This window comes from Methylocystis sp. H4A (assembly GCF_015709545.1).
Classification (GTDB): Bacteria; Pseudomonadota; Alphaproteobacteria; order Rhizobiales; family Beijerinckiaceae; genus Methylocystis; species Methylocystis silviterrae.
Window position 1 is genome coordinate 324,026 of sequence record NZ_JADNQY010000028.1, and the last position, 18,060, is coordinate 342,085.

The following is an 18,060-nucleotide window of genomic DNA, read 5'->3' on the forward strand; positions in this document are numbered from 1 at the left end:
CGGGAATGACAGCGGCCCAAGCGAACGGATCAGCCAGACCCCGACCAAACTATCGTTTGCGGCGCGCGGGCTTTCGCTCACGTTCCTTTTTCGCCCGCGGCGGCGGCGGCGCGCGGCGTTCGCCGCCGCTCACGACTTCGAAGCGCAAGGCGCCGGCGATCGGCGCCGCCTCGATCAGCTTCACTTCTATAATATCCGCCAGCCGGTAGCTGACGCCGGAGCGCGAGGTGAGCGCATGCGCGGCTTCGTCATAGGCGTAATATTCGCGGCCCAGCGTCGCCGCCGGCACGAATCCATCGGCCCCTGTCTCGGCGAGGCGCACGAACAGACCGGATCTCGTGACGCCGGAAATGCGCGCCTGAAAACGCGCGCCGATCTGGTCGGCGAGATGATGCGCGATGAGCCGATCGACGGTCTCGCGCTCCGCCGCCATGGCGCGCCGCTCGGCGGCCGAGATGCGGGCGGCGATCTCCGCGAGTTCGCCAACCGGCATTTCCGGCAAGGCGCCTTCGCCGAATTTCAACGCACGAATCAGCGCGCGATGCACGATCAGATCGGCGTAGCGGCGAATGGGCGAGGTGAAATGCGCGTAGCGGCGCAGATTGAGGCCGAAGTGCCCGTAGTTTTCATGCGTATATTCGGCCTGCGCCTGCGTGCGCAGAATGATCTCGTTGACGATGTTCTCATGCTCCAAGCCCTTCACGCGACCCAGGATCACATTGAAATGCGCGGGGCGCAGCGCCTGGCCCTTGGCGAGCTTGACGCCGATCGTCGCCAGGAATTCCGAGAGCGCCGAGACCTTCTCGCGCGAAGGTTCGTCATGGGCGCGATAGATCAGCTGCTGGCGATGCTGCTCCAAGGTTTCGGCCGCCGCGACATTGGCCAGAATCATGAATTCTTCGATGAGCCGATGCGCTTCGAGCCGCGGCGGAATGATGACGCGGTCGAAGGAGCCGTCTTTCTTCAAAAGGATCTTGCGCTCGGGCAGATCGAGATCGAGCGGCGCGCGCAGATTGCGGGCGTGCTGCAGCGCTTCATGCGCGGCGTAAAGCGTCCGCAGCACCGGGCCGAGCAGCGGCTTCGTCGTTTCATCCGTGCGCCCCTCGATCGCGTCCTGCGCCTGCGCATAGGCGAGCTTGGCGTGCGAGCGCATCATCACGCGATGAAAACTATGGTCGATCTTCCTGCCCTTGCTGGTGACGCGCATGCGCACGGCGAGCGCCGGCCGATCTTCATTGGGCCGCAATGAGCACAGGTCGTTGGAGATGCGCTCGGGCAGCATCGGCACGACGCGATCCGGGAAATAGACCGAATTGCCGCGCTCCAAGGCGTCGCGGTCGAGCGCCGAGCGCGGCGTCACATAATGCGCGACGTCGGCGATCGCGACCGTAAGGACGAAGCCGCCGTCATTGTCCGGCGCGCCGTCGGGCGCGGCGTGAACCGCGTCGTCGTGGTCCTTGGCGTCCGGCGGATCGATGGTGACGAGCGGCAGATCGCGCCAGTCTTCGCGGCCGTGCAGAGACGCGTGCTGCGCGCGCTCGGCCTCCGCCGTCGCCTCGGCGCGAAACACATCCGGAATGTCATGCGCGCGCAGCGCGATGAGGCTCACCGCCTTTTCGCCCGTCACCGAGCCGAGCGTTTCGCGCACGCGGGCGCGCGGCGCGCCAAAGCGCGTCTTGCCGATGAGATCAATCGAGACGAGGTCGCCGTGCTTGCCTGCGCCGATGTCGGCTGCGGCGACGGCGAGTTCGCGTCCCGCCTGCTTCTTATCGATCGGCTGAATGCGGCCGGCGCCGTTCGCTTCGATATGCAGCACGCCGAGCACACGTTGCCGCTGGCGCGACAGGAGTTTGACGACGCGTCCGACATAGGGCGGCTCGTCCGGTCCGGCGTCGCGGTCGGGTTCGGCGCGAACCAGCGCGCGATCGCCGACGCCGGGCAGGGGCTCGCCCGGCCGGGCGCGGCGTGGCGCGTGGATGCGGATGCGCGGCGCCGGCCCCAGCTCGTCCTCGTCCCATTCGACGGGCGCGGCGATCATCTCGCCGTCGCGGTCGCGCGCGATGATGTCGACGAGCGCAACCGGCGGCAGCGTCCCCTTGCGGTTCACGCGCTTGCCGCGCTTTTCCAGGATGCCTTCGTCCGCCATCTCGGCGAGCAGGCGCTTGATGGCGATCCGGTCATCGCCAGTGACGCCGAAGGCGCGGGCGATTTCGCGCACGCCGATCTTGCGCGGGCCGCCCGCCTCGGTTTCGCGGGTGATGAAGGCGAGGATGTCTTCGCGGGAGGGCGTGTGTTTTGCTGTGTCGTCTTTCGCCAAGGGCTCGCTCAAAAGAGGCAAGAAAATCGCCGTTCGACGCGGCGGGCTGCACTTCAACCGGACTCGGCATCACACATATAGGACGCTGGCGACAAAGTTGAAACGCTGCTTCAAGATCGACGAAATTCGAGAAGGCGTTCCTCTACTTCGCCGCAGCTTTTTTCGTCGCCAGCTTTTTTGCGGGCGCCTTCTTGGCCGCAGGTTTCTTTGCGACCGTCCCGGCGACCTTTACGGGCTGGGATTCGTCAAAAGGCGTTTCATCGCTGTCTTCGATTTTCTTCTTGGCGTTGGTCGGCGTCTTTTTGGCGGGCGCCTTCTTGGCCGGCGCTTTTTTCGCCGATTTCTTCGGCGCGCCGCCCTTGGCTTCGATCAATTGCAGGGCCTCTTCCAGAGTCACGTCCTCGGCCGAAGCGCCCTTGGACAGCGTCGCGTTGATCTTGCCCCAATTTACGTAAGGGCCGAAGCGGCCCGGGCGCACCGTGACCTTGCCGCCCTCGGGATGCTCGCCCAGCAAGCGTCCCCCGCCGCCCGTCGCGCCGCCGCCGGCAGCCTTCTCGGCGAGAAGCTCGAGCGCCTGTTCGAGCGTCAGCGACGCCTGATCGACGGCGCGCGGGATCGTGGCGTTGACCTTGCCCCAGTTCACATAAGGACCGAAACGGCCGGCCTTGACGGTCACCGATCCGCCCTGAGGGTGATCGCCCAGCACGCGCGCCGGCTCCGAGGACCCGCGCGAGAAGCGGGAGCCGCCCGATTCCTTTTGCACGATGAGATCGATCGCGCGGTTGGCTCCGATGCTCAGCACGTCGTCGTCGCGGCCGATATTGGCGTAGGTCTTGCCATGCTGGACATAGGGCCCGAAGCGCCCGATGCCGGCGACGATCGGTTCGCCGCTCGTCGGATGTTTGGCGACTTCGCGCGGCAGCGCGAGCAGGGCGATGGCCTGCATCAGCGTCAGATCGTCAGGCCTGATGCTCTTGGGGAGCGAAGCGCGTTTGGGCTTTTCGCCGCCTTCTTCCTGCTCGCCTTCCTGCACATAGGCGCCGAAGCGGCCATCCCGCAGCGTGACTTCCGCGCCGGTTTCGGGATTGACGCCTAGGACCTTCACGCCCGGCCTCGCCGCGTCGGCGGCGTCGCCCGTCGGCGGCGATAGCGTGCGCGTGTAGCGGCATTCGGGATAGTTGGAGCAGCCGACGAAGGCGCCGAATTTGCCGACTTTCAGCGAGAGCTGACCGCTATTGCAGGCGGGGCAGAGCCGAGGATCACTTCCGTCCTCCTTCGGCGGGAAGACGTGGGGACCCAGCAGCTCGTTGAGGCTGTCGAGCACCTCGCTGACGCGCAAATCCTTGGTGCCGTCGACGGCGGCCGAGAAATCTTTCCAGAAGTCCCGCAGCACCTGTTTCCAGTCGATCTCATTATTGGAGACGAGATCGAGCTTTTCTTCGAGGTCGGCGGTGAAGTCGAATTCGACGTAGCGCGAGAAGAAGCTTTCGAGGAAGGCGACGACGAGGCGTCCCTTGTCCTCGGGCACCAAGCGCTTCTTGTCGATCCGCACATAGTCGCGGTCGCGCAGCACGGCGAGCGTCGAGGCGTAGGTCGAGGGGCGCCCGATGCCGAGCTCCTCCATGCGCTTGACGAGCGTCGCTTCCGTGAAGCGCGGCGGCGGCTCGGTGAAATGTTGGGTGGCGTCGATTTTTTCGCGCGTGCACGGCTCGCCCTGCGCCATCGCCGGCAGGCGACCGCCGTCCTCGTCCTCGCCGTCGTCGCGGCCTTCCTGATAGAGTTCAAGAAAGCCTGGGAAGCGAATGACCTGACCCGTCGCGCGCAGCTCCAACGCGCGGTCTCCGGCTTTCGCGTCGATGTCGACGGTGGTTCGCTCCATCTCGGCCGACTCCATCTGGCTGGCGATGGTGCGCGTCCAGATCAGCTCATAGAGCTTGGCCTGTTCGGGTTCGAGATATTTGGCCACTTCCTTGGGCAGTCGCGTGGGGTCGGTCGGGCGGATCGCCTCGTGAGCTTCCTGCGCGTTCTTGGCCTTCGTCGTGTATTTGCGCGGAACCTTGGGAACGAAACGGTCGCCATAGGTCTTTCCAATCACGCCGCGTACGCTGGCGACCGCTTCGGGCGCCATGTCGACGCCGTCGGTTCGCATATAAGTAATGAGACCCGCCGTCTCGCCGCCGATGTCGACGCCTTCATAGAGCCGCTGGGCGATGCGCATGGTGATCGCCGGCGCGAGGCCGAGCTTTCGCGAGGCCTCCTGCTGCAAGGTGGAGGTCGTGAAGGGCGCGTAAGGGTGGCGCTTGACGGGTTTCGCTTCGACCGAGCGCACGACAAAGGCGGCGGTCTCCAGCGCCTTCTTGAAGTCCTCGGCCTCCTGGCCCGCGCCGATGTCGAGCCGCGAAATCTTCTTGCCGTCGGCGCCGACCAGTCGCGCCGTGAAGGGTTCGCCCGCCTTGGTCTTCAGATGGGCGACGAGCGACCAATATTCGCGTGCGACGAATTTCTCGATTTCGAGCTCGCGGTCGCAGACGAGGCGAAGCGCGACGGACTGCACGCGGCCGGCCGAACGGGCGCCGGGGAGTTTGCGCCACAGCACCGGCGACAGGGTGAAGCCCACGAGATAGTCGAGCGCGCGGCGCGCGAGATAGGCGTCGACCAACGCCTGATCGATCTCGCGCGGATGCGCCATCGCCTCCTGGATCGCGGACTTGGTGACCGCATTGAAGACGACGCGCTCGATCTTCTTATCCTTGAGCACGCGCTTCTTGTTCAAAATGTCGAGCAAGTGCCAGGAGATGGCCTCTCCCTCACGGTCGGGGTCGGTCGCGAGGATAACTTTGTCGGCGCCCTTCACCGCCTCGGCGATGGCGGCGACGCGCTTTGCGCCCTTGGCGTCCATTTCCCAGACCATGAGAAAATCCTGGTCGGGGTCGACCGATCCGTCCTTGGCGGGAAGGTCGCGAACATGGCCGTAGCAGGCCAACACATTGAAATTCTTGCCTAAATATTTGTTGATCGTCTGCGCTTTGGCCGCTGATTCGACGATTACGACATTCATTTCGTGATTATTCCAGGAGGCGCGCCGGCTTGGCGAGCGGCGGAAGATGGTCAAAATGGGCGCCCCCTGTCAAATTGGCTCGTCCAGGGGCCTGAAGGAAAGCTGCGCCATGGAAAAGCCAAATAGGCCCATGTCGGCCGCAGTCGAGGCGGCGGATGTCGCCCCTCGGGCCAAGCGCTCGAGCTACCCGGACCCGTTCGCGGCGCGGGTTCGTGGGCGCGAGAAACGGTCGCTTGGCGACTTTTTTGGGCTGACCAATTTCGGCGTCAATCTCACGACGCTCGCCCCCGGCGCGCAGTCGGCGCTGAAGCATCGCCACAGCCGGCAGGACGAATTCGTCTTTATCCTGGAGGGAGAGCCGACGCTGCTGCGCGACGATGAAGAGATCCTCCTGCGCGCCGGCATGTGCGCGGGCTTCCCCGCGCAGGGCGCAGCCCACTGCCTTGTCAATCGGACCGATCGCGACGTCGTTTATCTGGAAATTGGCGACCGCTCGGCTGGCGACGCGGCGAGCTATCCCGACGACGACCTCGCCGCGGCGCTCGGCCCGGACGGCCACTGGATCATGACGCATAAGGACGGCCGTCCCTATTGACGCGCGTGTTCGCGCGAGCTGGCTCGCGCGACTTGGCTCGCGCGACTTGGCTTGCTCGCCATGACGGCCTCCTGTATGAGCGAGCCCACGCGGCGCACGCCGTGCTAAGGCCTCGTGGCGGAGTGGCTACGCAGAGGACTGCAAATCCTTGTACGGGGGTTCGATTCCCTCCGAGGCCTCGCCTTTCTCACGCGAGAAATGGGCGCCGTCAATTTGAAGGCGCGCGCTTAACGATAGCGCAGATGGAGCGGACCGCGCGGCCCACAGGCGCCGCATTCGGATTCGTTTTCTCCGCAGTTGCGTTATAGTTCGGGGCGACGTCACCATCGAAGAGGGTAATGATGCTGAATGCGTTGATTGCGGATGCGCAGGCGCGGCTGGACCAGGCGCGCCGCGAGTTGAAGTCCGCCGTTCTTGATTTCGACGTCTCGGACGACAGGCTCCTGGAACTGCGGGCCTCGGCGCGCCGCGTCTATGACGAACTCAGCGCGCTCGACCGCAAGAAGCTGAAGAGAGGATTTTTAGGCTTTTTGAAAGTCTGGTGATCGCTATGCGGCGCGTCGGCTCTTTCGTCCGCCGACGCGCGCTCCATAATTGAATTAGGAGCGCGCGTTCATCGCGCCGCAGAACGAGGTCGCTAAATGATCAGTCCTGAAACGCCTCCTGGCGCCGAGGTGGTTTGCGTAGACGCGACCGCGGGCCCCTATGGTCGTTGCGAGGGCTTGGCCCGTGGCGCCATTTACACGGTCGCGCGGATCGCCCGCGGCATCGATGGCGGTCACGTCGTCATTCTTGGGGAAGTTTCGCCCTGGCGGACCTATGCGCCGCCCTGGGGCGTTGTCGAGGTTGGTTTCGAGCTTCGCCGCTTTCGCTATCTCGATATCCCTGACGAACTGACAAGGCTGCTGCACGAAACGCAGTTGGAGGACGTTTAACCTTCTCGCGTCATTGCGCCGCCGGTCCGTCCTGCGGCGGCGGATTCAGTCGCGGCAGCAGCGGAGCGGCCGCGTCGGAGCGGCGGATGAAGGCTTGCGCGTCCAGCCCCAACGCCAATTCGTCCCAGGGGCCGGCGAGTTCGAGGGCGATGCTTGGCGCCGACTCGGCGGTCAGACCGGCGCTGTCGGCTTTGCGCGCAACGGCTCTGACCGCGAGACTGCGCTCCGGAAGGCGCGCCGAGCCGCCGAAGGCAAGCGTAAAGCCGGGTCCTCGCGCGACGCCCTCGGCGATGTCGGCGACGCCGTTCTCTATCTTTACGGTGGCGCTCGCGGCGTCGAGCGTCGAGCGGCCCGAGCGGATGTCGACGGCGCTCGATAGAGGCCGCGTCTCCAATCGACGCAGCGCTTTCTCGAGATCGACGCCGGATATCTCGCCGTCGACGAGAGCGACGCTGGCGCGCCCGTTCAGGCTCTGCATCAGCGCGGCCATCCGATCGCCCGTGCCGTCGACCGCGAGAGTGGCGTTAAGCGCTCCCGCCAGAACAGGTTTTCCATAAGCGTCCCAGAGCAGCGGGCCTGCTTCGACCGCCGTTGTTTGCGCATCGGCCCGCAGCGCCAGCCCATCGGGCGAAGGCGCGATCGAGGCCCGAAACTTGAGTCCGCCGCGATAGGCGTGCGCCTGCGTTATCGCGAACTCCGCGGCGCCGTCGCGCAAACTGACTTCGATGGCGGCGTCTTCGACCTTGAGTCGGCCAAGCCTGGCGTGGCCGACGGAGAGATGCAGATCAACGTCCGCGCCGGAGAGGTCCGGGAGATTGAACGGCTGCTTACTCCACTGTCCGTTCGCGGCGACAAGCGGCGGCGCGTCGGCGAGAAACGGCCGCAGTGAGAGGAATTCGCTTTGGAGCGCCGCCGTCAGCGTTGGGCGGCCGTCCTCTTTCTGCAGGTCGATATCGCCGCGAAACTCGTTTCCGTCGACAAAGAGACGTGCGCCCTTGAAGTGCGCCTCTCCGGGCGCGAGCGTCGCTTGCGCGGAGAATTGCGCGTCATTGAAGGGGCCGGGCAGGGGCGCGGCGACGCCGAAGAGCTGCAGCGCCTGTTGCGCCGAAGGCGCGCTGGCCGCTGCGCGCCCCTCAAAGCGGGCGTTGGCTCCGAGTTGTCCCACGCCTTGCGCTTCAGCCCGAAGGCTCTTGCCGTCAAGCCGGGTCGTCACAACGGAGGGTTCTCCGCGCAACAACGCTCCTGGACGCGCGACCCATAAGATCGCCTCGAGCCGTTCGCCGTTGAAATCGAACGCGCCGGTCAGGGCCGCCGCCTCGCCGATGCGGCGCCATTCAAAATTCGCGCTGATTCGCTCCAGCGCATAGACGCGGCTGCGGTAGGTGATCCGTGCGTCGCCGTCGACGATCGACACCACGCCAAACCGCACGTTATCGGCCGCTGCGGCTTCGAGCGTCGCCGGCTTTGCGGCGGCCGCTCGGGCGGCTGCGCCGGGCGCTCCGGCCGGCTTTCTGTCAAGATCGATGTGAGCGCGCGGCCGTATGAGCTTCACCGACGCGACTCTGAGGCGCCCCGCGATCAGCGGCAGAACGTCGACGTCGCCGCGCAGCTCGCTCGACTCGATGAGCAGCGCGCCATTGCGATCGGCGAAGGCGACGCCTTCAACCGCGATGCTTGGACGCGGAAAGAGCGAGAAGCTCGTTCGGCCGCGCGCGGCGACATAAAGCCCCGAAGAGCCTTGGAGCTGATCGGCGACGGCGTCTATGAGAGCGCCGGGCGAGAACAGCCACGGCGCAACAACGGCGGCGATCGCCGCCAGGGCTGCCCCCGCCGCCAAGGCCGTCGCCAACAGCCGAAGCGCAGCGCCTGAAGGGCGGCGCGCTCTCAGCGATTCGGAGGGCTTGTCGGTTATGGCGGAGGGCTGCAGCCGCGTGCTCCTGAAGCGAGTCTTGAGACGTCGCTTGTCGCGGCCAAGGGCGGCGATATAGTGGCGAAAAATAGTGACGAAAAGGCTGGGCCTAGCGCTCTTCGGCGCGCGACAGTTCGCTGCGGAGCGCGGTCAGGATTTCCTCGACGTAGAACGGTTTTTCGACCATGGCGTGCTCAAGATGCGCCTCGGGCAGTCCCGCGCGCCCGCACCCCGTCGTGAAAATGAAGGGGCAGCCGCGGGCGGCGAGCGCGTCGGCGACCGGATCAATCTTCTCGTGGCCGATATTGACGTCGAGCAAGGCCAAATCGACTCCGTCCTCGCGGGATAGCCGCACCGCTTCGTCGACGCTGCGCGCCATCCCCGCGATAACTAAGCCGAATTCCGCGAGGGTCTCTTCCAGCGCCAGCGCGATATAGGGATCGTCTTCGACAATCAGCAGCCGTCGCCCGAGCAATGGATCGCTCGTGCGCTGGGAGTCATCGCTTGGAGCGGCCGAGGACGAAAGGCCGGAGCTGGAAACCGACATGAATAAATGGTGGGGCGGAATGCCGCAGTTGTCTAGCTTGCGGGCGGCTTTTGCAGCGAATTTGCTGCGAACATGGCGAACGCCGCCCAGACGGCGAGAGCGCACCAGCTCAGGATCGTCAGCCCGCCGCCGATCGGCGCGGCGAGAGGAAACAGTCTCCCCGATAAAAAGACCCGGGCCGCAAGGTCGCCCGCGAACAGCGTGACCCCCGCCTGGAGCGCCAGCGCGATAGCCGCGAGCCAATTCGCCTTTGGCCGCGGCGTCGTGCGTATAAGCGTCGCGAGGCCGACGCCGGCGGCGGCGTGGATCATGAGAAATTGGCTTGCGGTCGCGAGAAAAGGACTCGCGTCGGCATGGGCCGCGGCGGCGGCGAGAGACACGCCGGCCGCTCCTTGAAGAGCGGCGATAGTCGCGATGGCGAACGACAGTCTCAAAGGCAAACTCCGTTTCGCGCCTCCGCTGGATGGCGTTCTCAGCCTTAAGGAGAGTCGCAGGCGTCATCGCCAAATTATAGACATCGAGCAGACTCGACCAGCGTTCTTCATGGCGGTTCGACGCGTTCGTCGCATCGCAGATGGGTTCGCTTGTCGCGCGCGTCTCCGCGCCGAGATCGAAGTCGCTCACCCGCCGCGGGTCGAGATCGCGCTTTCAAACAGCGCGCCGACGTCGTGGTCAAGCCGAAGCGCCGACGACATCAACTGTGTCCAGGCTTTCGTCCATACAACCGGTCAGGAGAAGCCCTCGTCTGCATGAAACGTGAGATGCGCGCTATCGACGGCGCGCGCGCACAGCGGCCCAGCTCGGCGGCGACATAAGGCGGCGCTCTCGCAAAGCAGGGCGCGCTTTCCTATATTGCCGCATGAAAGTTTGCGGGAGAGAAGAATGAGCGCAATGGGCGTCGTGATTTGTCTGGCGATCGCCGCCTCCGCCGGACTTGGCGTGTATCTGCGCATGCGGCAGACGGCGACCGTAGAGGCCCATCGCAATCAGGTGCCTGCGGATTTCGCGCAGGAAGTCACGCTCGACGATCATCGCCGCGCCGCCGAATATACGATCGCAAAAACAGAATTTTCCGTCGCCGAAACGATTTTCGACGCCGTGATTTCTATCGCGTGGCTGGCGCTGGGGCTCGCGCCGCTTTATGCGGTGATCGCCGCCTTCGTCGAACCTGGCCTCGTTCGCAGCGTTCTTTTCGTTCTCGTCTTCGGCGTGATCGGCAGTTTGATCGACATGCCCTTCGCCGCAGCGCGCGCCTTCTGGCTCGAAGAAAAGTTCGGATTCAACCGGCTGACGCCGCAAAAGTTTCTCGTCGACCAAGCAAAGTCCGGCGCGCTGGAACTCGCCATTTCGACGCCCTTGCTCTTCGGCATGTTCTGGCTTCTAGGCGCCGCCCCCGACACATGGTGGCTTATCGCCTATGTCGTCTTCATCGCCATCGCGATTGCGATGACAGTGATCTATCCGACGGTCATCGCGCCGCTGTTTAATAAATTTTCGCCGCTTGAAGACGGCGCCATGAAGCGGCGCATGGAGGCGCTGCTCGTCAGATGCGGCTTCGAGTCGAAAGGCCTCTATGTGATGGACGCCTCGACGCGCTCCACGCATGGCAACGCTTATTTCAGCGGCTTCGGCAAAGCCAAGCGCATCGTCTTTTTCGACACGCTGCTCGAGAAACATTCGCCGGACGAGATCGAATCGATTCTCGCTCATGAACTTGGCCACTTTAAATTCGGCCATGTGCGGCAGATGCTGGCGCTGGCGGCCGCGATCGCCTTCGTCGGTTTCGCTGTGCTGTGGTGGGCCTTCGGCTCGGATGTCTTCGCCGGCTGGTTCGGCCTGCCGAACGACCCCGGCGTGGTGCTCGTCGCGCTGCTGCTTGCGCGAGAGCCGATTTCGCATGTCCTGTCGCCTTTGCTGGCGTGGCGGTCGCGCCGGGCGGAGTTCGAAGCGGACGCCTTCGCCCGCGATATCGTCGGCAAGGAGCCGATGATCTCGGCCCTGACGCGGCTGACGCGCGACAACCTCGCAACGCTGACGCCGGACCCGCTCTACGCCACCTTCTATTTCTCGCATCCGCCCGTGCCGGTGCGGGTCGCGCAACTGCGCGCGACGGTGTAGCGAGCGCGACGCCCGTTGGCCGCGACTTCGTCACGGCGGCGATCCCTTCGCTGTGATCGACGACTGCGATAACGCCGTCGCAGTGAACGACGACCGACCTGTCGGGCGGCTAAACGCGATGGCGTTGCGATGCGGTTGGTGAGAAGCCAATCGCGCAAAGCGCTTACGGCGACTGCATCGTCAATTTGGTCGGTTGGTCTCCGGCGGACTTGCGCTTGTAAAGACCAAGGCCCGGAGCGTCGAGCTTGCCGGCGGTCTATGCCCGTGCGAATGAAAGCATCGCCGATGGCGGTCGCCGAGGTGGAACCAAGAGGTCGGAGCGTGAAAGCTTCTCGACGCGAGTTCGCCAAATTGGTCACCGCGAGCGGCATTGCGCTCAGCCTGTCGCGTCTCGCCCTAGCGAATGAACCCGGTTTCGCCGCACGCGAGACGCTGCCCGGAAGACAACGCTGGAATCCGGCCGCCACAGGCGCGGGCCGGATTGATGGAGTCGCGAAAGTCACAGGCGCGAAGCTGTACGCGTCCGATTTCCGCGCGGCGGATCTCCCGGGATGGCCGACGCATACCGCGCACGCCATGCTCATTCGGACGGCGAACGCCACGCACATATATGAGGGCGTCGATCTCACGCGCTTGAGCGGCGCGCTGAAGCCTTCCGTGGTCGTTACCGCGACGGATCTCGCGCGCATCGGCGCTCGCGTTCCCGAATTTTATTCAGGCGACCTGTTTTGCCCGGTTGGCAAGACACCCTTGTATCTCGGTCAGCCGGCGGCTCTGTTGATTTATGAAAGCTTCGACGCTTTCGATCAGGCGCGGCTCGCGTTACGCAATGAAACGCTCCTGAAATTCGGCGCGGAAACCGGCCCCGTCGTCGAGCGTAATTACGGCGCGTTTCGTTTCACGCGCGTTGCCGGCGCAACGCCCGATGCGCCCGATGTGTACTCGCCGGTCAAGGAAGGCTGGGTTAGTCCGGGCTTCTTTCAAAATGGAGAGCGTCCAATATGGGCGCGGCTCCCGGAGCCGACGGGCGGCGCCTACGTTAAAGCGGCAGACTACGGCGAACAGATCCGCGCCGAACTAGACGCCAACACTCCAAGCCTTCTCGTTCTCGATCGCGAATTCGAGACCCAATCCGTTGATCCAATGTTTCTCGAGCCCGAATGCGGTCTCGCTTGGTATGACGCCGACCGCAAAAACCTGGAGCTCGTGCTCGGCGTGCAGTCGCCATACGACGCCGCAACCTCAGTCGCAACGCTGCTGGGCAACGCCCGCGCCAACTTCAAGCCGGCGCATATCAATGCGCATTTCGCATATATGGGCGGCGGATTTGGCGGACGCGACCATACGCCGTTTCCGCTTTACGTCGCGCTGGCGGCGATGTTCCTTCGCGGCCGCCCCGTGCGGCTCGCCCAAGATCGCTATCAGCAGTTCCAGGGGGGAATTAAGCGGCATGCATTCAAGATACACACGCGCATCGGCGTTGATCGAGCGACAGGCAAAATTTCCGCATTCGCCGCTGACCATGTGCTGGATGGCGGCGGCCTCGCCAATTATTCGGCCAGCGTGGCGGCCGTTTCCGCAAACGCCGCGATCGGCGTCTACGATGTTCCAAAAGTCGACGTCACCACCGTCGCGCTGCATTCACGCGGCGTGACGGCAGGGTCGATGCGCGGCTATGGCACGCTGCAGACGATGACGGCGCTGGAAGTGTTGATTGACGAAGCGGCGTCGACGCTGGCGATCGATCCGATCGAATTCCGCCGACGCAACGCGCTGAAGACCGGCGGTCGGACAATGGCGGGGAACACGTATGACGTCGTGGTTCGCACGCCCGAGATCCTCGACAGACTGGAAAAGCATGCGATCTGGCGACAGCGCGCCGAAGAGAAAGCGCGTGGGCGGCGCCCAGGAAGTGTTGTCGGCACGGGCGTGGCTTGCGTCACCAAGGATTACGGCAGTGGAGCCGACACTTCATTGTCGTCGGTGGACATCGACCCGAAGGGTCGGATCTCCATCCACTGCGATCACGTCGAGATGGGGAACGGCATAGGGACGGCGCTTGCGAACCGGGTCGCGGCCCATCTCGGCGCCGTCGCCGACGAAGTCGCAGTTGCGGAAGTCGACCGTTTCGCCGCGCTCGGGCTCGTCACCTCCGGCGACCCTTACACGATGGACCAGGCGACGCAGGACGCCGCGCAACGCGATCCGCGCTGGGTTCCGGCGATCAGTTCGCCAACCAGTTCCTCGATTGGCGCGCACGCGGGGACTCATTCGGCGTCCGAAGCGGCCCGCGTCATCTTCCGGTTCGGGTTGTGGCCCGCCGCGCTCGAACTGTGGGGACTCGCGCCAACCGATCCGAGAGCCGCGAAATGGGAGGCGGCGCATTGGGAGCAGGGGCGGCTCGTGATGCCGGGTTTGAGACCTTTGCCGCTATCGGAGATCGCCGCAAGGGCCCATGCGCGCAAAGGCGTGACCGCGGCGATGGCGCACAGCTTCTCTCGCTGGGCATGGTCGAAAGCGACCTTTGCGATCGGCGGACAAGAGTGGACGGCGGCAATTGATGCGCTGGCCGTGCGAAAAGGCTCGGGAAAATTCGTTCGCTTAGATCGCGCCGACGTCAAATACCCACCCACCGTGTTCAACCGGTTCGGGACCTCCTACACATCGCTGTGCGGCGCGCTGGTCCGTGTCGAGATCGAGCGCGACACCGGCGCCTTGCGCATCGACCGGGCATATACCGTCCTCGAATGTGGTCGCGCGCTGACGCCTGAAATCGTGCTTGGCCAGGCGCAGGGCGGTTTCGCGATGGGCGTCGGCTACGCGCTGCTCGAATCGCTGCCGCTTTATGAAGATGGACCCGGCAATGGGCAGTGGAATCTCGGGCAATACCTGATCGCGCGCGGGTCCGACCTGCCTTTGCAGCGACTCGAGATCGAACTGTTGCCCCCGCTGCCGAACGATCCGCCAAAGGGCATGGCTGAGGTCGTCATGATTCCCATCGTTCCGGCGTTGTTGAACGCGATCTTCGACGCGACGGGGCGTCGCTTCCAGGCCTTGCCGGTGACTCAACAAATGCTCAAGGGAGCGCTCACGTGACGACTGTGCGCATGAGGATCAATGGCCGCGCATACGGCCCGGTGAAGGTGCGCGACGAGCTGACCATGAATGACTTCTTGCGCGAGCGCCTTGGGCTCACCGGCACAAAGTTTGGCTGCGGCGCCGGTCAGTGCCTCAGTTGCGCGGTGATCATCGACGATCCGGACGGGACGAGCCACACCAGCCCAACCTGCATCGTTCCGGCGGCGAGCTTCAACGGGAAATCCATTCGGACCGTGGAAGGGCTTGCGACGAACGGCGAGCTCACTGCGCTGCAAAGATCGTTCATCGACCATTTCGCCTTCCAATGCGGCTATTGCACAGCCGGCTTCTTGAACGAGGGACAGGTTCTGCTGGAGCGTCTGGCGAAGACGCCGGTGGCGCGCGCCGATCTCGAGAAAACGATCGCTGACGCTTTTGACGGGCATCTGTGCCGGTGCACGGGCTACATCAAATATCACGAGGCCGTGCGCGACGTCATTCTCGCCAATCCGGGACGATATTTGACCTAGCGAAACGCGTTTCGCAGGAGTGCGGCGCAGGAGGGGGACCGAAGATGAAATTTGCGGTTCTCGCAGCGGTCGTGGGGCTGGCGACATGCGTGACGTCCGACAGCCGATCGGCGACGCTCGCAACTCCAGAAAGTTTTGCCGCCATTAGCGACGCCGCGACGCGGTCCGCGGCTTTGTTTACCGAGCTTGGCAAGGTCCTGACCAACCCGCGCTGCGTCAACTGCCATCCCGCCGGCGATCGCCCGCATCAGGGTGAACTGGGCCGGATTCACCAGCCGCCGGTCGAGCGAGGACCCGATGGCCGAGGCCTCACGGCGATGCGCTGTCCGATCTGCCATCAGGACGCGAATTTTGATCCCGGCCGCGTTCCCGGTCACCACGAATGGCGTCTCGCGCCGCGTGAGACGGCCTGGGAAGGCAAAACGCTCGGTGAGATCTGCGCGCAGATCAAAGATCAGGCGCGCAATGGCGGCCGTTCGCTGGACGCGCTTGCACGTCACATTGGCGGCGACACGCTCGTAGGCTGGGCCTGGTCGCCAGGATTTGGCCGCCAACCCGCGCCGGGAACGCAGAAGGAGGCGGGGGCGCTCGTGAAGGCCTGGATCAACACCGGGGCAGTATGCCCGAAATAGCGGAGGATAAGCGAACCCGGCGCGCCTTCCGGCGATCGCACGACGCCCCCGAATCTATCGTCGACACAGTTCGTCCGTGCCGCGCCTATGCTGTCCTCATCTCACTGGAGAGTCTCATGATGCCCATCACGCTCACGACGAGCGGTCTCCGCAAGCTGCTGTCGTCGATTGTCGTCTTTGGATTATCGGCTTCGCCCGCGTGCGCGACGGAGTCGCCAAGCTATTTCACAGGACTTGTCGGCGTCGAGACGGCCAGCCCGGCCGAAATCGCCAACAAAAATGTGCTGCAGCTGAATACGACGATGTTCCAGCTGTATGGCGACGCCGCACAGATCTTCAAGAAAAACATCCTCGCCAAGCATCCGGTCATTCTGGGACTGTTTTCCGGCGCCGGCGGGCGATTTATCCTTTATCGCCCCGGCATGGCGCCGATTGAGGCGCCGCAGGCGCCGATCGTCTACCAGTTGCTGAAATCGGTTGGCCACAGCACCATGGCGTTGGCCGAAGTCGTCGTTCCGTATCTGAACAGTCCCAAGGACACGACATGGCGCGGCGCGTTGGCGGCGTATAGGAGCCGCATGCAATCCGCGCTCGACACGCTTGATGCGAGCGGAATGCAAAAAGACTGGCGAACAAACAATCGAAGCATTCTGCGAAACAATATCGCGTTCATGGACGAGTGCCTGAAAAGCAATGCGATCTCAGCGGAAGGCCTGCAAAAATTCACCAAGACGCAGTCGCCGCTGCTGAAGAAAAATATCGCCTGGGCGGCGCAGACCCAGGTCGCCCATTGGATGGATGTCATCGGCGGATGGAAAGAGATGCTTGGCGCCGACTGGGACAAAACCTATGCGGCCAGCAATACGATCTATGTCGCCCGCCAGAACAACGTCCTGTTTAGCGTGCTCGCGCAGTTCTTCGGCCCCGAGGCCATCAATGATCGCTTGATGCTGATCGAGACGATATCCTTCACCACGACGCCCGACGATATGTTGGACTCGCTGACGCGCATCATCGCCGACCGATCGGTGGGCGCCGCATTCTTCGGCAATTACCACCTCATGGATTATGAATTGATGGGCGGAGACGCGCGGCAAGCGATCATCGACGAAGACGCGAAGCGCAAGATGAATGTGGTCCTGCCGCCGCAAGTGCCGTTCGGCTCGCGTCAATGGCCGACGCTGATCACGCCGGGGCCCGGCGCTAAGAGCTTGAGCGATCTTCCGTGAATTCGAATCCTGTAGCCGCGGTCACGGCTCGAAAGGCTCCTGAACCTCGTTTTATCGTCGGAGTTGCGCTCCTTTTTGCCGTTCTGCTTCCCCTCGAGAGCGGTGCGCAAGATCGCATTGACCCCGTCACGGGTTTCGAGCGCGATGCGATTCACACCGCCGCCTGGCCTGGCGGCAAAAAGGTCGCAGTCAGCTTTGCGTTCTTCGTGGAGGAGTTCGGCTTCGGCAAAGGTCCGATCTTCCGTCCAGATCTTGCGTCGCGAAAGCCTGACCTCGTGAACGAGGCGTTCCGTCAATACGGGATCGACTGGGGCGTTGTCCGCGTCGGCCGGCTATTTAAAGAACTGAATGTGCCGCTCACCATCGTGGTGAATGCGGAATTTTTCGGCAAGCGCCCATCGGTCTGGAAGGAGTTCCGTTCGATGCTGCCGAATGCGCCGCTCATCGCGCACGGCATGAACAACACAAGCCGCATGTTGCCGCTCCGGAGTGGGATCGCTGCGCAGAAGACCTACATTCGCCGCACATTGGATCTCATCGCCGAAGCCACGGGCGTCAGGCCGACGGGCTGGTCGAGTCCGAGCGTCTACGCCAATCGCGACACGATGCGGGCGATGGCCGCCGAAGGCGTCGCCTACACGCTCGACCAGATGGATTCGGATGTCATCTCACGTTTGAAGACGCCGGAAGGCTCGCTCATCCTGCTGCCCTATCCGGCCGTGACCGTCGACATGGGGCAATATCTGGCGCGGATGAAAACGACCAGAGAGATCGAGACGCTCTGGTTAGACTATATATCGGAACTGGTCATTGAGGCTCGCGCCGATCCAGCGCGACGCGCCACGACTGTGGTCATCGGAATTCATCCCTTTGTCGTCGGCACGCCTGACGGAGCCTTCGCGTTGCGGCGCGTTCTTTTGCGCCTCAAGGAAGACGACGCTGTATGGCTGGCGGACGCCGACGCCATTTTGAAGGCGGCTGGCCTGAGATGAGCGAAGCCGTCGATTCGGACGAGCTTCACGCGTATTCGTTCGCGTGATCCCGACGAATCGTCCGGAACAGGCGCGCGACGCCGTTTGGCGCGCCACGGTCGATGAAAATGGGCAATATGC

The 18,060-nt window shown here is 64.0% G+C and carries 14 protein-coding genes and 1 tRNA gene; 10 read left to right on the forward strand and 5 right to left on the reverse strand.

Going from position 1 to position 18,060, the window contains the following annotated elements:
* Window positions 1–49: 49 nt before the first annotated feature.
* Both rnr and topA read right to left on the reverse strand, forming a co-directional pair.
* Window positions 50–2,317 (reverse strand): ribonuclease R, encoded by a 2,268-nt coding sequence (rnr, locus tag IYW40_RS18200; protein ID WP_196401679.1) that lies wholly within the window; start codon window positions 2,315–2,317, stop codon window positions 50–52.
* A 142-nt stretch (window positions 2,318–2,459) separates the two neighbouring features.
* Window positions 2,460–5,375: a type I DNA topoisomerase gene (topA, locus tag IYW40_RS18205; protein WP_196401680.1), complete on the reverse strand. Its 2,916-nt coding sequence runs from the start codon at window positions 5,373–5,375 to the stop codon at window positions 2,460–2,462.
* A 109-nt stretch (window positions 5,376–5,484) separates the two neighbouring features.
* Here topA and IYW40_RS18210 point away from each other — a divergent pair, with 109 nt between their 5' ends.
* The 4 genes from IYW40_RS18210 to IYW40_RS18225 all read left to right on the forward strand — a co-directional run bounded on the left by IYW40_RS18210 (window position 5,485) and on the right by IYW40_RS18225 (window position 6,905).
* Entirely contained in the window at window positions 5,485–5,970 is a 486-nt protein-coding gene (locus IYW40_RS18210; protein WP_196401681.1) for a cupin domain-containing protein, read from the forward strand.
* 108 nt (window positions 5,971–6,078) lie between these two features.
* Window positions 6,079–6,149 (forward strand) — tRNA-Cys (locus IYW40_RS18215).
* Window positions 6,150–6,308: 159 nt separating this feature from the next.
* Window positions 6,309–6,515, forward strand: a complete 207-nt coding sequence (locus IYW40_RS18220; protein ID WP_246716804.1) for a hypothetical protein — start codon at window positions 6,309–6,311, stop codon at window positions 6,513–6,515.
* 96 nt (window positions 6,516–6,611) lie between these two features.
* On the forward strand, window positions 6,612–6,905 hold the full coding sequence (locus IYW40_RS18225; RefSeq protein WP_014892642.1) for a hypothetical protein: 294 nt from the start codon (window positions 6,612–6,614) through the stop codon (window positions 6,903–6,905).
* A gap of 10 nt (window positions 6,906–6,915) precedes the next feature.
* Here IYW40_RS18225 and IYW40_RS18230 read toward each other — a convergent pair whose 3' ends face one another.
* The 3 genes from IYW40_RS18230 to IYW40_RS18240 all read right to left on the reverse strand — a co-directional run bounded on the left by IYW40_RS18230 (window position 6,916) and on the right by IYW40_RS18240 (window position 9,795).
* Window positions 6,916–8,742: an AsmA family protein gene (locus IYW40_RS18230; protein WP_196401682.1), complete on the reverse strand. Its 1,827-nt coding sequence runs from the start codon at window positions 8,740–8,742 to the stop codon at window positions 6,916–6,918.
* A gap of 181 nt (window positions 8,743–8,923) precedes the next feature.
* On the reverse strand, window positions 8,924–9,289 hold the full coding sequence (locus IYW40_RS18235; protein ID WP_232365934.1) for a response regulator: 366 nt from the start codon (window positions 9,287–9,289) through the stop codon (window positions 8,924–8,926).
* A gap of 104 nt (window positions 9,290–9,393) precedes the next feature.
* A complete protein-coding gene (locus IYW40_RS18240) occupies window positions 9,394–9,795 on the reverse strand; it encodes a DUF423 domain-containing protein (RefSeq protein ID WP_196401684.1) in 402 nt (133 codons plus the stop codon).
* Window positions 9,796–10,243: 448 nt separating this feature from the next.
* Here IYW40_RS18240 and IYW40_RS18245 point away from each other — a divergent pair, with 448 nt between their 5' ends.
* The 6 genes from IYW40_RS18245 to IYW40_RS18270 all read left to right on the forward strand — a co-directional run bounded on the left by IYW40_RS18245 (window position 10,244) and on the right by IYW40_RS18270 (window position 17,940).
* Window positions 10,244–11,479, forward strand: a complete 1,236-nt coding sequence (locus tag IYW40_RS18245) for a M48 family metallopeptidase (RefSeq protein ID WP_196401685.1) — start codon at window positions 10,244–10,246, stop codon at window positions 11,477–11,479.
* Window positions 11,480–11,749: 270 nt separating this feature from the next.
* Window positions 11,750–14,575: a molybdopterin cofactor-binding domain-containing protein gene (locus tag IYW40_RS18250; protein ID WP_196402213.1), complete on the forward strand. Its 2,826-nt coding sequence runs from the start codon at window positions 11,750–11,752 to the stop codon at window positions 14,573–14,575.
* Window positions 14,572–15,087 carry a 2Fe-2S iron-sulfur cluster-binding protein gene (locus IYW40_RS18255; RefSeq protein WP_196401686.1) on the forward strand — a complete coding sequence of 172 codons (516 nt, stop codon included), beginning with the start codon at window positions 14,572–14,574 and terminating at the stop codon, window positions 15,085–15,087. The genes IYW40_RS18250 and IYW40_RS18255 overlap by 4 nt, the downstream gene beginning before the upstream one ends.
* Window positions 15,088–15,131: 44 nt before the next feature.
* Window positions 15,132–15,719, forward strand: a complete 588-nt coding sequence (locus IYW40_RS18260; protein ID WP_196401687.1) for an Isoquinoline 1-oxidoreductase subunit — start codon at window positions 15,132–15,134, stop codon at window positions 15,717–15,719.
* Window positions 15,720–15,835: 116 nt separating this feature from the next.
* Entirely contained in the window at window positions 15,836–16,948 is a 1,113-nt protein-coding gene (locus IYW40_RS18265) for a hypothetical protein (protein WP_196401688.1), read from the forward strand.
* Window positions 16,945–17,940, forward strand: a complete 996-nt coding sequence (locus IYW40_RS18270) for a polysaccharide deacetylase (protein WP_196401689.1) — start codon at window positions 16,945–16,947, stop codon at window positions 17,938–17,940. The genes IYW40_RS18265 and IYW40_RS18270 overlap by 4 nt, the downstream gene beginning before the upstream one ends.
* Window positions 17,941–18,060 lie beyond the last annotated feature (120 nt).

Excerpts from the sequence above, each read along its gene's own strand:
- IYW40_RS18210 (WP_196401681.1), top strand. The coding sequence starts at position 5,485 with ATGGAAAAGCCAAATAGGCCCATGTCGGCCGCAGTCGAGGCGGCGGAT.
- IYW40_RS18250 (WP_196402213.1), top strand. The coding sequence starts at position 11,750 with ATGAAAGCATCGCCGATGGCGGTCGCCGAGGTGGAACCAAGAGGTCGG.
- IYW40_RS18260 (WP_196401687.1), top strand. The coding sequence starts at position 15,132 with ATGAAATTTGCGGTTCTCGCAGCGGTCGTGGGGCTGGCGACATGCGTG.
- IYW40_RS18265 (WP_196401688.1), top strand. The coding sequence starts at position 15,836 with ATGATGCCCATCACGCTCACGACGAGCGGTCTCCGCAAGCTGCTGTCG.
- IYW40_RS18225 (WP_014892642.1), top strand. The coding sequence starts at position 6,612 with ATGATCAGTCCTGAAACGCCTCCTGGCGCCGAGGTGGTTTGCGTAGAC.
- IYW40_RS18220 (WP_246716804.1), top strand. The coding sequence starts at position 6,309 with ATGATGCTGAATGCGTTGATTGCGGATGCGCAGGCGCGGCTGGACCAG.
- IYW40_RS18245 (WP_196401685.1), top strand. The coding sequence starts at position 10,244 with ATGAGCGCAATGGGCGTCGTGATTTGTCTGGCGATCGCCGCCTCCGCC.
- topA (WP_196401680.1), bottom strand. The coding sequence starts at position 5,375 with ATGAATGTCGTAATCGTCGAATCAGCGGCCAAAGCGCAGACGATCAAC.